Annotated in this window: 6 protein-coding genes; 3 read left to right on the top strand and 3 right to left on the bottom strand. The window is 65.5% G+C overall.

Translation table 11 applies throughout. The features are described from left to right. Nucleotide 1: 1 nt before the first annotated feature. Genes J2Y68_RS16685 through J2Y68_RS16675 form a run of 3 tightly spaced genes read right to left on the bottom strand, consistent with a single transcriptional unit; the run spans nt 2 to nt 8,551 of the window. Entirely contained in the window at nt 2-4,291 is a 4,290-nt protein-coding gene (locus J2Y68_RS16685; RefSeq protein WP_309994911.1) for an FtsK/SpoIIIE domain-containing protein, read from the bottom strand. A gap of 58 nt (nt 4,292-4,349) precedes the next feature. Further along, on the bottom strand, nt 4,350-5,693 hold the full coding sequence (locus J2Y68_RS16680) for a hypothetical protein (protein ID WP_309994909.1): 1,344 nt from the start codon (nt 5,691-5,693) through the stop codon (nt 4,350-4,352). Next, nucleotides 5,690-8,551, bottom strand: coding sequence for a hypothetical protein (locus tag J2Y68_RS16675; RefSeq protein WP_309994908.1), 2,862 nt, complete (start codon nt 8,549-8,551; stop codon nt 5,690-5,692). Before J2Y68_RS16675 ends, J2Y68_RS16680 begins: the two co-directional genes overlap by 4 nt. A gap of 237 nt (nt 8,552-8,788) precedes the next feature. Here J2Y68_RS16675 and J2Y68_RS16670 point away from each other — a divergent pair, with 237 nt between their 5' ends. The 3 genes from J2Y68_RS16670 to J2Y68_RS16660 all read left to right on the top strand — a co-directional run bounded on the left by J2Y68_RS16670 (nt 8,789) and on the right by J2Y68_RS16660 (nt 15,689). Further along, nucleotides 8,789-9,070 carry a hypothetical protein gene (locus J2Y68_RS16670; protein WP_026547649.1) on the top strand — a complete coding sequence of 94 codons (282 nt, stop codon included), beginning with the start codon at nt 8,789-8,791 and terminating at the stop codon, nt 9,068-9,070. Nucleotides 9,071-9,232: 162 nt separating this feature from the next. Next, nucleotides 9,233-14,914 carry a DUF6531 domain-containing protein gene (locus tag J2Y68_RS16665; RefSeq protein WP_309994907.1) on the top strand — a complete coding sequence of 1,894 codons (5,682 nt, stop codon included), beginning with the start codon at nt 9,233-9,235 and terminating at the stop codon, nt 14,912-14,914. Then, nucleotides 14,904-15,689, top strand: a complete 786-nt coding sequence (locus J2Y68_RS16660; protein ID WP_309994906.1) for a hypothetical protein — start codon at nt 14,904-14,906, stop codon at nt 15,687-15,689. Before J2Y68_RS16665 ends, J2Y68_RS16660 begins: the two co-directional genes overlap by 11 nt. Nucleotides 15,690-15,727 lie beyond the last annotated feature (38 nt).

The following is a 15,727-nucleotide window of genomic DNA, read 5'->3' as shown; positions in this document are numbered from 1 at the left end:
CCTAGCTGCCCGGGCTTATCGACTGGATCAGGGATATCTGCCCGCCCACCCCTAGATACCCGCGTCCGGCGGTCAAGGCTACAGGTGCCTTCCGCGGAAGAGTGGCACCCAGCAGTTCGCCGTCGTAATTGATGTCTGGCTGGAGCAGGACGCCCAGCCGTGACTTTCGGACCGTCTTGCTCCAGTGGCTGTACAGTCCACGGAGATCAGCGGCCCGTCCCGACGCAACGATGCAGAGCCCCGGGGGGCCGGAGGCCACGATCCCTGCGATGGACTGATCGGTGTCTTCAAAGCGTTCGGCGTCGTCGATCAACAAGAACACGGGGCCGCGTTCGATCCGCAGTGAGGCCAGCAACGCTGGAACCTCGTCCACGCCCACGGCTGTCCGGTCCAGATCAGCGGTGGCCAGCGGTGAGCGGCGGTCGCAGATGCCCCAGACCTGCGCGGGTCCCCGGGAGGTGGCCGTGCCCCGGACAGCATCGGCCAAGGCAAGGAGCAAGGTGGACTTTCCCGAACGGGCTGGTCCGGCGATCAGGGCATGCTCACCCTCGTAAATTTCCAGGAACGCAGGTGCGAGGTCCGTTTCGCGGATTCCCACGGGGATGTGCCAAGGCTCAGTTTCGAGTTGTGGCTTGACGCCCAAATCCGCCATGGTGACGTCGGTGGGCAGGCTCCGGATCGCAGTGGTCTTGGCGGGAGCATCTGCCCAGTCTTGCCGGACGCGGTCCACCGCAGCCTGCAGCCCGATCCCAGGCGTCGCAACGTGCATTTGCAGGGAAGTGCGGGGGTCCACGCAGCGCCCGGGGAGTGCCGCGGGGACATTCTTGGCCCGCACGCCCAGCGAAGAGTAATCGTAGTTATCAGCCAGCCGGAAGAGCCACTTCTGCAGCGTTACCTCGTTCATGACCGAGGGAACGGCTTTGGCGCGGGTGGTGGTCACGGCAAAGGACAGGCCAAGAGCGGGCCCGTCTGCGTAAGCCCGGTACAGCAGACCCAGCAGTTGCTGCCCCTCAAAGTCCTGGAATTCGTCGCGCAGGGATGCCAGGCCGTCCAGCAGAACCACGGTGCGACGGTGCGTGCCCGGTGCCGCGCGGCGGCTTTCCAACTCAGTGTTCAGGTGCCGCAGGAAACGAGCTTGTTGCTCCTTGGCGCCGGCACCGGTTCCCACATAGGCCACCGTGTGGGGCAGGCGTTTGAGCATCTCCAGGTCGCCGGAACCCATGTCCAGAATCATCAGGTCCATGTCGGCGGGATCTGTATTCTTCGCAAGGGTCAGCGCGATGGTCGCCAGGGTGGTGCTTGTACCGGAGCCCGCTACACCCATCAGCATCAGGTTGCCCATGGACATGTCCCATCCGGCCGCGGATTGGCGTTGCAGTTCAGGCTCGTCCAGCAGGGTCACCAGCACGTTGGACCCATGGACACGACCCACTGTCGGAAGGACCCGGGGGGAGTCATCCACAGAATCGGCTTCCATTGCGAAACCCTCAAGCTCTACCCGTTCGCCCAAGGCCTCGGGCCAAACCTGCCGCGGCGGGGTGTAGCCAGCCTCAGCGTTGGCTTCGACAACGGCGTCGATGAGGAGCTCCAGGTCGTTCTCGTCCGCAGCAGCGGACCGGGCAAGTGCCGGTGCGGGTGCGGGGACGCCGAACTGGCGGATGTCCCGGACATCGACGGCGGGACCGCCGTCGAGCTGTGCCTGTCCGGTGACCAGCGCGGTCTGGACTGGCGTGATGTCGTCCTGTCCGAGCTTCACGAAGGCACGGCCCATCTGTGCCCGGCCAATGGCCGACGCTGCGGGTACTCCGATGACGTTGTTGGAGTCATCGCGGCTCTGGACGCGCAACGCCACCCGGAGGTTGGTATTGGCGAGGATGTCATCGCTCACCACACCGGCCGGACGCTGCGTGGCCAGGATCATGTGGACTCCCAAGGTGCGGCCCACGGCGCCAATGCTGACAAGCGCAGTGAGCACATCCGGGTATTCCTTGGCCAGCATCGCGAACTCATCGACTACCAGCAGCAGGCGCGGCATCGGCTCGGCCGGGTTCGTTGCCAAGTAGGCACTCAGGTTGTCGATACCCTCGCCTGCCTCGGCGAAAACCCGCTGGCGGCGCTCCATCTCTGCTTCCAGGGCAATGAGTGCCCGGTCTGCAAGCTGCTCGTCCAGGTTGGAGATGGTTCCGATGGTGTGCGGAAGGCGCTCGCAGGCCTTGAAGGCGGCACCGCCTTTGAAGTCGACCAGAATGAAGTTGAGACGGGTCGGATCGTTGCGGGCGGCGAGGCCGGCTACGAGGGAGCGCAGGAATTCGGACTTTCCGGAACCGGTGGTACCGCCCACCAGCCCGTGCGGTCCGTCCTTGACGAGGTCCAGGGTCAATGGCCCGTTTTCCCCGGTGCCGATGGGTGTGGAGACTCCGGTGGGAGCCTGCCACATTCGGCGGATCGTGGCCGCGTCGGGTCGTTCGTAGCCGAGCAGGCTGGGCATCCGCACCAGGGAGGGCAAGGAGGCCCCGGGAACGCTGAGTTCCGGATCATCGAAGTGTGCCAAGCGTGTGGCGCAGCGCAAGGCTTCTTCCTGGTCGAGACCTGCCAGGATGACGTCCTCCACGCGGGTCAGATCCTCCGGCTGGTCCACGGTGGCTGCAGCGTCGGTCCCCACCTTGATGATGGTGGTGCAGGAGGCCGGCAGTTGCTCCTCGGACGTCGCTATGACGATTCCCGCCACACGGGGTGGGCGCTGCTGCGGGTTGACATGGCCGCCGGGCACGGAGCGGCCCATGCCGAGCAACGCGCGGGCCGGGGCGTCCCTGCCTTCCGTGAGAACGTCGGAATCGAGGACCACCATGAGAGCCGGGGTAGGCAATTCCTCCACGGCGTCCTTGAGTGAGCGCAGCATGGCCAGGCTTGTTTCGCGGTGCGCGGACATCCAGCGCTCGCCCAAGCTGCTGCCGGTTTGGCGTGTATGCGGCAGCCACGAGGCCCATTCCCATTCATCGGCCCGGCCGGCGTCGCAGAAAACGCCGATCGTCAGATCGGCCGGACCAACGTGCACTGCGGCCTGGGCTACAAGGGAGCGGGCCAACGCCAAAGCGCCGTCCCGCGAACCAACGATGCCCACCACGCCGGCGTCGGTCAGATCGACCAGCACGGGGGCTGCCAGGAGACGGGCTGCCGTAAGGGTTTCCTTGACCTTTTCGTCCGGACGCGAGCCTGCAGCCCGGTCAACCTCGGGCTTCCATGGCACATCACCGGTGCCGGCATGCAAGGCCAGGAAGTCCTCCGAGTCCGCGCGGCGCTGCCACAGTGAAGTGGCCGGAAGGGCTGGACGCCGAACCACTGTTGCGGGATCGGGAACCATCCGGTGGCGTCGGGCAGTTTCCACTTCGGCGGCCTTGCGGATCTGCTGCTCGAACTCCTTGAGCGCTCCATCGAAGCGCTCTGCCTCTTCCTTGAGGCCACGGGCATGGCGGCGCTTCTGCTCGAACCACATGCCCACCGCCATCACCGGACTAAGCATGGCGAACATGGCGAAACGCATGTCCCTCAAGATCATCACCATCGCGACCGCCATGACCAGCGGCGCCAGCACCGTGATATAGCTGAATTTGTTGGCTGGCGGAACGTCTTTTCGACTGGGTGGGACCAGCGGATCGCCAGCCGGGGCGCGGCCGGGTCGCGGAGGTCTGTTAAAGGGAGCCGTCGCTGCCGGCGTCAGGTTGTGCAGACTGCCGGGGGCCGGGGCAGGAGTCTCGTCCAGGGCCGGACGGAGCAGGAGCACTGTGCCGCCCGCAGTGATGGTGGCTGTCCGAGTGACCAGGACTCCGTCCTCGCCCACAGGCTCACCGTTGACCAAGGTGCCGTTGGTGGAGCCTCCATCCACCACCCGCAGCCCGTCCTCCTCGCTGCGAAGGCGGAAGTGATCCCACGAGGCACTTTCGGTGGGGAGACTGAGATCGGCATGGGGCGACCTGCCGACCAGCATGTCCCGCCCCTCCGGAACATCCACCACACCACCCGTACGCTGGCCGCCGGCCAGCGTCAGGCTCCAACCACGGACGCGGTGCGGGGCCGGCCACGGTGCGCGTGAGATGCGGCTGCCTTCCAGCAGGATCAGCTCGGATAACGGCGTGGCACCACGGACCTCTGTCTCATTGACAAACACCGGCTCGTCAGGGGCAACACGGGGTCCGCCTGCGGCTTCCACTAAGTCGGACACCGTGGTGGCGGGCGCAGCATGGGCAACCTCGCACTCAAAACGACGATCGTCCAAGTCGATCAGCACACGCACCGGGGCGCTCCTCCTGTAGTGGATCTGTTCCCTTAAGACGCGGGGACAGAAAGGTTGGTTACGGGCTGGCTGGCGCCGGTACCCAGACAAGCCGCGGGGCGTTTTCATCCGCCGGACGGAGACCGAGGTCCTGGGAGGATGCGTAGACCGGGGTTGGTTGAGCAGTGAGCGCTTGGGATTGCGAGAAGTCCAGCGCCGGCCCGGCGAGGCCCTCCCCGGGTCCGAAGGACAGGGTGCGCAGCGACGCTCCGACCTTCGATGGGTCGTTGCTCCCGGCCAGGGCAGCTGCGCGGACCAAGGCCACCACTGCGTCATGGCTGCGTGCGTCCGCGGCCCAGGCGTCCGCCGAGAACGGGGTATCGTCCGTCAGGTTCTTGATCTCCGGATTCCCGGTAGCCAGCCTGATGCCGGCGAGGAATGCAGACATACCCCGCCCCTGGGCGTCCTGCTGGAGCGCGACAGCGTCGCCGGTTGCCGGCGCAATGCTGACCAGCTGTCCTGAAGCAGTGCCGTCCAACTCCGAAAGCGAGGACGCGAACGCGGGGGTGGTGGCGCCGTCGGGAAGTATCAGCGGAACTGACACGTCCCGTGACTGGAGGGCTCGGACAAGCTGCGCCAGGCGCTGCGGCGTTGCCGCTGACACCACAACAGCGTCTGCGGGGTTGGCTGTCCGGGTGCCTTCGGCGTCCGCTGGCGCATCCTTGGACGGCGGACGGAGCTGGTCGCCTGTACGGATGGCGGCTTCCTGGGCCAAGCCGGACACGTCGGAGAAGCCCTCCAGCGTCAGTGTGTCAGCGGGAGTGACGGATGCCGGGACCTGGCCGCCGTCGCTGACCAGCAGCACCCGGCTCTTGCCGGCAAGTGCGGTCCCCAGGGCGGCTTGGACAGAGGCTGCCGTTGGTCCAGTGGTCCACGTCGTTTGGGTCGGTTCCGACGCCTCGCTGTAGGGCAAGATGACCGGGAGGCCCCGCTCCTCAGCGGCCTTCGCTGCTGCACGGGCTTGCGGCCCTGTGCTGGCAACGAGAACGCCGGACACACCCTGCTCGGCGAGTGTTGCGACGGCAGCACGGGCGCCGTCTTCGGTGCCTTGGTCGTTCTGGGTCGGCAGGGTGACTCTTGCGCCACTTTGGCCGAAACGCTGGGCTGCAACTACCGCACCCTGTGCTGCCCGGTTGTATTCGGTGCCGGGCTCACCGGACTGGCCGAATGTCATGACGACGCCGATCGAAAAGTCTGCCGGCAGGCCGTCAGCTTTCAGGGCAACGGGAACTGTGGCGGCCACAGGATCGGGCCGGGGAGCCTCCGTGGGGCGGTTCAATGTCATGGTCAGAACCACAGCAGCAGCAATCACGACGGCGGCTCCCGCAGCGATCAGGACGAAGAGACGGTTGCGGGGGTTCACGCGTTGCCGCCGATCTTCAGTGTGTACAGCGTCTGTGACGTCGCACCTGCAGGGACCTCGAGTTGGAACGGTGGCAGTTCATCCACTGCAGTGAGCGATGCCTTGAACTGGGCCTGGCGCAGGAGAAGTCCTGCAACGTCGCGGGAGCGTATGTTGGCGTAGCCTTCAGCGTTCTGCGTGGCTAACGCCAGTTGGAAGTCCGCTGTGTCCGCTTTCGCCGCGCTGGTGGCCATGGAGCCGAGCAGACCCGAGCCGTTGACCGTGCGGTCACCGAGATCCAGCATCACTTTATTGAGGCTGGAGGCGAGAAGGGCGCTGGCACCCTCGACGTCGCGGGTGGAGCCGGACGTGCTGGACGCGATGTTGTCCAGCGAAGACTGGGTGCTCTTGGACAGGGCTGCCGTGAGGTCGCCGCTTTGTCCGAGGAGTTCGTCGCGCTGTTTGTTGACCGTGCCCTCGGCGTCCTTCACAACGTCGTCCGAGGTGGACTTCAGCCCGGAAATGGACCGGTTGAAGGCTGTGGTCACGGCCTCAGAGCTGGCGTCGCCGATGTCGGCAACCTGGCGTACTTGTTCGCCGACGGTCTTGTAGACCTCGGCGGCGGTTTCAGCCGAAACGTCGCGGAGTGACTCTTTGATCTTGTCGCCGAGCATGTCCTGTTGCTCTTTCAACTTCGCGAGTGCGGTCGTCACTGTACCGGAGGAGTCAATCGCATCGGCAAGTGCAGCATCCAGCGCCTCAAGTCCCCGTTTGGTGCCATTGACGTTTCCTGTTGCGGCGCCGTCGAGCGTCTTGACGGCCGTCTTGATCGCTTCGAGCTTGGTGTCGGCGTCGTCGAACGTCGCTTCCAAAGCGGTGAACGCCTGGCCAATTGCCTGGTCGGCGGCAGTCGTGTCAGTGGCTGCAAGAACCTCGTCCCAAGCGGCTGACTGACCTTCCAGCCGCACGTCCAGTGGCTCCTTGAAGCCGGGGGGCGCATTCAGCGCGGGTGTGGGGTTCCCATTCGCATCCGTCGGTTCGCAAGGAACCGAAGTCAGGTAGGAACGCAGCCGCTCAACCTCCTTTGCGGACAGCTTGCCCTTGCCGGGGATGAGGCTGTCATCGGACAGCTTGCACAGCTCGTCCGCCACCTTCTGGTTCTGCTGCAGCATGGAGCCGTTCAGCCATGTTCCTTGACCGAGTTCGCCCTTGGACGCCTTGGCATTGGTGGCGACGGCGAGCAGTTTCTGCCGGAGGGCGTCAACGCTGGTCTGGGCTGCCGTGGCTGCTTTCCGCGTCGCGGCTGCAGAGTCGGCGGCGGACTTGATGGCCGTATCCAGTGCAGCCAGTGCCTTGCTGTAATCCTCGGACGTTCCAGAGCCGTCAAGCATCGCACCGAGGTCGGTGCGCACTTTTTCAAGTGCGACGGCGGAAGTTGCCTGGTCTTTGATCGCGCCTTCGATGACCTGCGGCTGGAGACCGGAGACGAGCTCGTCGCCCTTTTGCACCAGGCCCAGAAGCGCTCCGGTAACTGTCACAGCCGAACCATAAAGGGAGCAGGTCATGGAACCCTGCTCAGCGCATTCCGCTGGCGTGGGGTTTTCCGGTCCCATGGTGGCTTTGAGGGCGCCGGCAACGGTGTCCCGGCAACTCGCGCTGACTTTCGCGTAGGCATCCAGCTGTGAGGACATGGTGAGAACGCTGGAGTAAACGGTGGCTGCCGGCGCGGCCTTGGCCACCTCGGCGGTGCATCCGTCACCGGTGATGGGAGCTACGGGGGGTGTGGCGGAAGTGTCGCCCAGCATCGCGTCCACGGCGGAAACCGTTAGCTTCAACTGGGACATGGTGGTGGACTGGGTGGCAGTGGTTGAAGACTCCAAATCAGAGCCGAGAACCTGCAGCTGCTGCTTCAGGTCCGACATCGTTGCGGCAAGGGCCTGGGAGTTGTCCCGCAGTTCACCTGCTGTCTTGGCGCCGAGGGTCTGCGACGTTGCCTGCAGGTTCCGGCGAACCTCGGTGATGGTGGATCCGGCCTTGGCCAGGACCGTGTTGACGTCCGATACCACGGAGATGGTGCGGCGCTGCAGCTCCATCTCCGAGCCGGTTCCGGAGGAGAAGGCGCTGGCGAGCACTCCGTTGGCACTGAGGTCCGTGTTAAGGCCCGGCTGCACGGCCACATCGATTTCGGGAACCTGGAAGTCCTTCACGTCTGCGGCTAGACGCAGCGTCGTGCTCGCACCCGAACGTGGGGGAGCCAGGACCGTGGCCCACTGGACAACTGTGGCGCCGTCTTCGGTGCTGCTCAGGACCCCATTAGTACCTGTGGCGCCATCGGCGGAGCCCGGAGTTACGTCGTCCGCCCGGAGGCCCGGCAGTTTCGTCGATGCGGCGACGGTCAGGGGCGCGCCCACCAGGGCGGTGTCGGAACGGGCCTGGCCTGCGGCGTCGTACTGGATAGTCTGTGGCTTGACGGTGAGGTTCTCGAGCGTCAGGTTGATCTCCACCGGACCGGTGTGGCCTTTAAGGTCGGCGAGGTCGGAGCCGGACTTTTCCCCGGCGCGGTATTGCAGGCTCACACGCACCGGCAGTTCGCCCACTACTTGGGCGGCGTCGTAAGTGGTGTTCTCCGCGGAGGATTGGCCCGCCGCAGACACCGAGATGGTGGTGCCTTCTACCGTGTGCACTCCGGCGGCCGAGGTCAGGCCTACGCGGACGCTCTGCAGGAGCTTGACGGGGTTCTCTACCGGCTCAGGCTTGGGGGTCGAGGTGCATGACGTCGTCGCGATCATTCCCAGGGCAACCACTGCGATGCCTAGAGCCCGGCCCGGGGAGATGCGACGCCCCGGGTCGTACTGCTTAAAACTAGCCTGCCTGGGCATGGATCGTCCCCCTTATTCCGTTCACGGTGCCTTGAGTATCATAAGGGGTTGCGCTCCCGAATGGAGTAATCCGGTTGCGCGGGTATCGCTGCAGGTCGAAGTCATCTCGCGTCTATGGGGATTTGTTTCTCTGTTTGTTGGATTTATTAGGTGCTGTTGGTAGTTTAGGCATCGTCTGGTCGCCTGGGCTGGTTTTGGCTTGGGTGTTGCGATTGTTCTTATTGGGAGGAAAGTTCTATGTCGCGTGTGTTGTCTACTGAGCAAGCCAAGGCTGCTATTGGTCAGGTGCAGTCGATTATTACTGGTGGGTTTACGGATCAGATTTCGGCGTTGGATGCGCAGGGTCGTGTGTTGTCGGATCCGAATGTGTGGGATGGGCCGTTGGCTGCTGAGTTCCGTGGTTCGACGTGGCCGGAGACGAAGGCTGCGTTGGATAAGGCCAAGGAAGAGCTGGAGCAGTTGCGCGGTCAGTTGCAGAAGATTTCGCAGGATATTTTCTCTGCCGGTGGCGGGGCCTGATTTTGTAGTGGGTTTGGTGTGAGGGCCGGGTGATCGTGCCGCGCTGATGCGTGGTGTGGTTGCCCGGCCGTTGCGCTGTGGTGGTTGTGCGCTCTGTTGTGGTGCGGGTTTTGAGGGTTTGTTGGTTTTGTTCGCGTTCTTGTTCTGTGGGGGGCTGTGGTTGTGACCGAGTTCGTTGAGATGCCGTTGTTGCCGGATTCCGATGCTGGCCATGGTGGCCGGTTTGTGTATGGGGTTGCTGAGTCGGTGAAGGGTGCTTTTGAGTCCGCAGCGTCGCGGGTTTTGGAGCATTCGGGTTCGCGTGGGCCGTTGGTGACGGGGGCTGGGGAGGATTTCCGGGGGCATTTTTCGGAGGTGTTCGCGGCGAACGCGGCTACGGCGTCCCGGGACGCGGAGTCCCTGGCCGCGGCGTTGCGGACGGTGGCCGGGTATGTGGGGACGATGATTTCGGAGGCGCGGGACGAGGATGACCGGCGACGGCAGAACAATGAGTGGGTGCGCCGGCATAACAACCGGAACTGGCTTGAGCAGGTTGGTGACTGGTGGGGTGGTGAGGAGGCGCGGCCGAATATGGAGCCGGGCAGTGCGCCGTCGTTCCCGTCTGCGTCTGCTCCGTCGGGGCCGCGGGAGACCCCGGGCCCGGGTGGCGGGTATGGGGGCGGGGTGTCCTCGGCCCGTCCGGAGTCGTTGCGGAGTTTCGCTGCGGGTTCGCGTGGTCTGGATGAGGGTGTTTCGTCGGTGCCGGGGTCGCTGGAGGGGGAGTTGTCGTCGTTCGCGGACCGGTGCGGGTGGGGCCGGATCGAGGCTGCTGGTGTGGTGACAGCGTTCCGGGAGTATTTGCGGTTGAACGAAGCTGACGCGGCGTGGGCGGTGGTGGTGGCGGACGCGTTCGCTGCCGCCGGCAGCGAGGGCGCGGTCTCGACCCTGTCGGACGCGGCGGTGAACGAGGCACTGGCCGCGGCCGGGGTCTCGGCGAACCGGACCGGGTTGGTCATTGACCCGCCCACGGCGGCCGGGGCGATGCCCACCTCCGGGTATGCGAACGATCCGGTGAACACGGCCACGGGTAACTTCATTGAACCCGAAACGGATCTGGGGTTCGCCGGGGCCTGCTCGGACCTGGTTCTCACCCGGATGTATAACTCCCTCGGTTCTGCCTTGGACACTGTTGGGGTGTTTGGTCCTGGGTGGGCTTCGGTGTTGGACCAGCACCTGGTCTTGTCGGATGAGGGGTGCCGTTGGGTGATGGCTGACGGCCGGGCGGTGGATTTCCCCCGCGAAGGGGCCGGCTGGGCCCGCGCGGTCGGGGAGAATTACTGGCTCACCCGCCACCCCGCCACGACACCGTTCCTCGGGGAATTGACCTCCTTGCCGGAGGGCACCGTTGAGGTGTTGGTCGTGGCCGATAACCAGGGCGCCTGGTGGGCTTACACCACCGCGGGGGTGTGGCTTGGGACTGGGGCAGGGCCCGGCCGGACCGTCTCCGCCCACCGCGAAGCAGCGGCTTCGCCGGATGCGGAGGCAGCGGTCGACGGCGGCGGGCCGGGGGTGGTGTGCCGGTTGGTGCATGTGCGGGGCCGGTTCGTGGAGATCGATTATGTTGATGGTGTTGTCGGTGTGGTTCGTTCCTCGGATGGGCGCCGGGTCCAGTACGGGTACGACGCCGAGGGCCGGCTGACCAGTGTGGGTACGGAGACCGGGACCCGCATTTATCGGTGGAACGAGCAGGGCTTCATCGGTTCGGTGGTTTCTGCTGCGGGGGTGGTGGAGGCCGAGAACACGTATGACGAGGCCGGCCGGGTGGTTTTGCAGGTCACACAGCATGGGCGGCGGACGCGGTTCGCGTATTTACCGGGCCGGGTCACGGTGGTCTCCGATGAGGACGGGTCCCGGTCCAATTCCTGGGTTGCTGATGGCAAGGGCCGTCTGGTGGGGGTGCTGGACGCGGAGGACCGGCGCCAGTCCATGTCCTATGACGCGCACTCGAATCTGGTGTCGTTGACCGAGCGTGACGGTGCGGTCACTGTCCACGGCTACGACACCCGCGGACGGAAAATCCGCACCGTCACCCCCGAGGGCGCGGACCTGACGTATGGGTGGGACGAGCAGGACCGCATCACCACCCTGGTCACCGCGTCCGGCGCGACCGTGATGTATGAGTACGCCGATGACCTCTCCCGGGACCCCTCGGTGGTCGTGGACCCGTTGGGTGGCCGGACCGAGCTGCAGTGGCGGGACGGGCTCCTGACCCAGGTCACTGACCCGGTCGGGGTCAGCATTGGTTTTGAGTACGACACGTTCGGGGACCTCATCGGAACCCGCAACGCTGCCGGGGAGACCGCGAGGATCGTGCGGGACCAGGCGGGTCGTCCGGTGACGGCGTTGACCCCGTCGGGGGCCGTGACCCGGTTCAGTTATGACGATGCCGGGGTGTTGGTGCGCCGGGTGGATCCGGACGGGGCGGTGTGGGCGTTCGAGCACGACACCGCGGGCCGGACCACCGCAATGGTTGCCCCTGACGGGGGAAGGACGCTGTTCGAGTACGCCCCCAACGGGGAACTGTCCCGCACCACCGACCCGCTCGGCCGCAGTATCGAACGGGTAGTTGATGAGCTCGGGAACCTCACCGCCGCGGTGCTGCCGGACGGGGCGAAGTGGGGCTTCACCCACGACAACCTCTCCCGGCTCGTCGGGATCACGGACCCGGGCGGGCATGACTGGGTGCGGGAGTACGACACAGTCGGCGCCCTCACCGCCGTCGTGGATCCGACCGGTGTCCGCACCGGCGCGGTCACCGACAGGACCAGCGGCACCGCGACCCTGACCGACGCCTTCACCACGAATATTTACAGTTTTGATGAGTACGGCCGCCCCACAAAAGTCGAATCTGTCGACGGGTCCGCGGAGCTGGTGAGCTATGACGCGGCGGGGAACCCTGTCGAGTTGGTCGATGGTGAGGGCGGGTTGACGGTCCTGGGCCGCGACATTGCCGGGAAGATCACCTCGATCACCTCCCCGACCGGGGCGGTGACCCGGTTCGAATACGACCACTGCGGCCGCCCCTTCCGCAGTATTGACCCGGTCGGGGCGGTCACGGAACTGTCCTACGACCCCGACCAGCGCCTCACCGCCCGGACGCTGCCGACCGGGGAGGTCGAAACCTTCGCCTACGACGCCTGCGGGCGGTTGATCGCACGGCACACTCCGGGGGAGGGGACGGCCCGGTACGGGTACGACAAGGTCGGGCGGCTGAGTTTCGCCCAGGATTCCTGGTACGGGACCCGCCGCTTTGAATACAACCTTGCCGGGGAACTGATCGGGACCATCAACGGGGTCGGTGGCAGGACCCGGTTCGAGTACGACACCCGCGGCCGCCTCACCCGCATCACCGACCCCACCGGCGGGGTCACCACCCGGACCTACACGGCCACGGACCAGGTCGATAGTGTCACCGACCCGCTCGGGAGGGTCACGACTGCGACGTATGACCCGGCGGGGAGGCAGCTGTCGCAAACGGACCCGGACGGGCACACCACCACCTGGACCTACGACACCGCAGGACGGGAAGCGTCCACCTCGGTGGACGGGACACTGATCGCCGCCATCACCCGTGACCTTGCCGGTCGCAGGGTGGTCATCACCGACCACACAGCCGGGGCGGGGTACGCGGTGGAGCACGAACTGTGCTTTGACCGCCGCGGCCTCCTCACCCGAAAGTCCAACGGCAACGGCAACGGGAACGGGACCCAAGCGCTGTCGTGGGAGTACGACGGTGACGGGAACCGGACCGCGTTCACCGACCCCACCGGCACCACCACCCGCTACACCCGCGACCCCGCCGGCCGGGTCGTGAAGGTCTCCAACCCGTTGCTGGGGGACGCCGCCTTCACCCACGACCCCTCCGGCCGGATCACGTCCGCGACCACCGGGGACCTGGCCCAGGAATGGGTATACCGGGACGGGAACCTTGCAGAGCACACCCGCACCCACACCGCTAACCCAGGCGCAGCTGACGTGACCCTGATCGGCCGCGAGCCCGGGAGCGGGCGGATCACCGCCCTGACCCGGAACGGTGCCGTGACCCGGTACGGGTACGACACCGCCGGGCAAATGACCTCCGCCACCACCAGCACCGTGACTGACTCGGAGGCCTCGCCTTCGGTGTTGGGGTGGGAGTACGACGCCGGTGGGCGGCTTCTCCGCGAAACCACCCCGGCCGGGGCGCGCACCTTCGCCTATGACGCCGCAGGGCAGCTTCTTACTCTCACGGAACCTGATGGTGCCCGGACCGAGTTTGTGTATGACGGGTTGGGGCGTCGGGTGAGGGTGATCGGGGCGGAGGGGTCCTGGACCGAATACGCCTGGGGCCCCACCGGGTACCTTGCCGGGACCATCGAGAAGGATCGGGACGGGGCCGAGGTATCCCGGCACCGGCTCCACGTTGACGCGCTCGGTGAACTCGCCACCGTGGACGGGACACCGTTGTGGTGGGACACCGCCGCACCCGTGCCGACCCTGGCCGGTGCCAACACCACGCAGGTGTTGTCCCTGCCCGGCGGTGTCACCGGCATCGGCGAAGCGTGGACCGCGCCCGGGTGGCGTGCCGCCCGCCCCACCGACCAACACGACCCCTGGGCCGTCCTCGGCACCCCCACCACCCCCGCCCCGGGCGCCACCACAACAAACGGTGCAGGAGCTGGTGCCGGTGCTGGTGCGGGTTTGGGTGCCGGTGGTGTGTTGCCAGCCGGTATCGCCCTGACCGCCGGCGGCGGGATCGACATCGCCGGACTCGAATGGCTCGGCAAACGCGCCTACGACCCGGCTACCCGGGGCTTCCTTTCCACCGACCCTCTCGCCCCTGTCCTCGGCGCGGGCTGGGACGGGAACCCCTACGCCTACGCCGGGAACAACCCCCTCAACACTTCTGACCCCACCGGCCTGCGACCCCTGACCGACGCCGACCTGAAAGCCTACGACCAGTCGGCAGGTAGCCATTGGGAATACGTCGTGGCAGGACTGGCCGTGGCCGGTGGTATCGCTGCGATGTTCGTTCCAGGACTCAACATCATTGCGGCAGGAGCCATCGCCGGTGCGCTTACGTCCGGGGGTCTAACCGTTTTTTCGCAAAAGGCGCAGACCGGTGCTGTGGACTGGTGGTCGGTCCTCGGCAACACGGCAGTAGGAGCGGTCACTGGTGCTGCGGGGGGTGGTGCTGCCATGTGGACCAAGAGTATCCTCGCCGCCGCACCTGCTGGCCAAGCTGCCGCGGCGCTGGGAGCCAGTGCCGGTGCCAACGGTGTCATTGGTGCCGGCGCAAGCGGGGCTTCATATCTTGCTCAAAATGGCTGGCAAATCAAAAACGGGTGGGACTTCGCCGGGAAAGTCGCTGGTGGTGGCCTAGGCGGGGCCGTCGGCGGCTTGGCTGGGCCAGCTGGCGGAACGATTGCAAGGAGCATGACTCTTTCGGCTAGCGGCCTTGGTGCCAAGGTTGGAACAGCGGCCATCAGCGGTGTTGGTGCGGGTGCGGGCTCCATGCTCGAGAACGTGGTCTCCGGCGACCCGATTGACCCTACAAAGGCTGGCGTAACGGGTCTATTTGGGGCTGGCGCCTCAGGCCTATCGAGCACAATTGGCGCAGGCGCCTCTGCGCTGCCGGGGCGGCTTCCGAACCTCACCCAGAATGGTGTGGACACATTGCAGCAGATGCCCTATTTTGCGCCTCGAACCTTGAATGGCATGTTCAATCCCAACCAGACGAATACTGTAGGGCTGTGGAATGGTGGCGCCGTGGGTGGCGCCGTTGGATTCGGTGGGGATCTCTTGCAAGGCCGTCTTGGCTGGTGACAAAGGGGATTCAAGAAAGTTGGTAGTTGTGACAAAGAATCGGCGGAGCCCTTGGAAAGGCTTCCTGATCTTCAGTGGGGTGGTCTTGCTGGCCACGCTCTCTGTGATGGTGTTTGTGCCGAACGACAGAGTTCTGCTGGAGGTCGGGTCGTTACTTGTCGGTCTGGCTGCGGGTGCCTTGTTTCTTCGATTTGGCGTACCCCGGCAGTGGATGGGTTCCGTTGTTCTGGTTTTGTTCGTCGTGGTGTGGTTCGTCTTGGGCGTGTCTGGGTATGCCTGGTTTGGCGGCTTCCTCGCGGGAGCGTTTGCAGGTTTGGCATGGGGACGTGCTGCCAGGAGCCAAACGAGGGTCCCGGCGGCTCCTTGGACGGTGGATAAGCGTGGATTTGGTTCAGCGACGGAGGCCTGGCGGGTGGCGGATGAGGCCCTGCATTCCCTGGATGGGGCAAAGCGCGGGCGTTTGACGGTCGAGTACGGCTCAGCGCGTTTTGAAGTGGCTGGTGGTGTTGAAACAGGAATGGTGTGTCACCGGAATGCTGTTGCTGCTGATGACGGTTCGTGGGCAGTGTTGGTGCATCCCGCTGGACGGACGGACCAGTCCGTGGAGGTTCCCATGGGTGGTTTGGAGGGTTTAATGCCGATGTATCTGGTTAATAACTTGGACTCGGTTGAACGGGCCTTGGCTGATTTCTTCAGGAACCCCACGATGTCATCCTTTGGTCCGGAATGGCGGACGGGCGACGTGGCCGAGGCGACGCGGCTGACAGGCCGTTAGGACCATGTTCCGGGCCGGATGGGGTTCCTGGTTTGAGG

The sequence above is a fragment of the Paenarthrobacter nitroguajacolicus genome, assembly GCF_031455195.1.
Taxonomy (GTDB): Bacteria; Actinomycetota; Actinomycetes; order Actinomycetales; family Micrococcaceae; genus Arthrobacter; species Arthrobacter nitroguajacolicus_D.
This window is presented reverse-complemented; position numbering and strand designations above follow the sequence as displayed.

Coding starts and splice junctions, on each gene's coding strand:
- J2Y68_RS16670 (WP_026547649.1), top strand. CDS start 8,789: ATGTCGCGTGTGTTGTCTACTGAGCAAGCCAAGGCTGCTATTGGTCAG.
- J2Y68_RS16675 (WP_309994908.1), bottom strand. CDS start 8,551: ATGCCCAGGCAGGCTAGTTTTAAGCAGTACGACCCGGGGCGTCGCATC.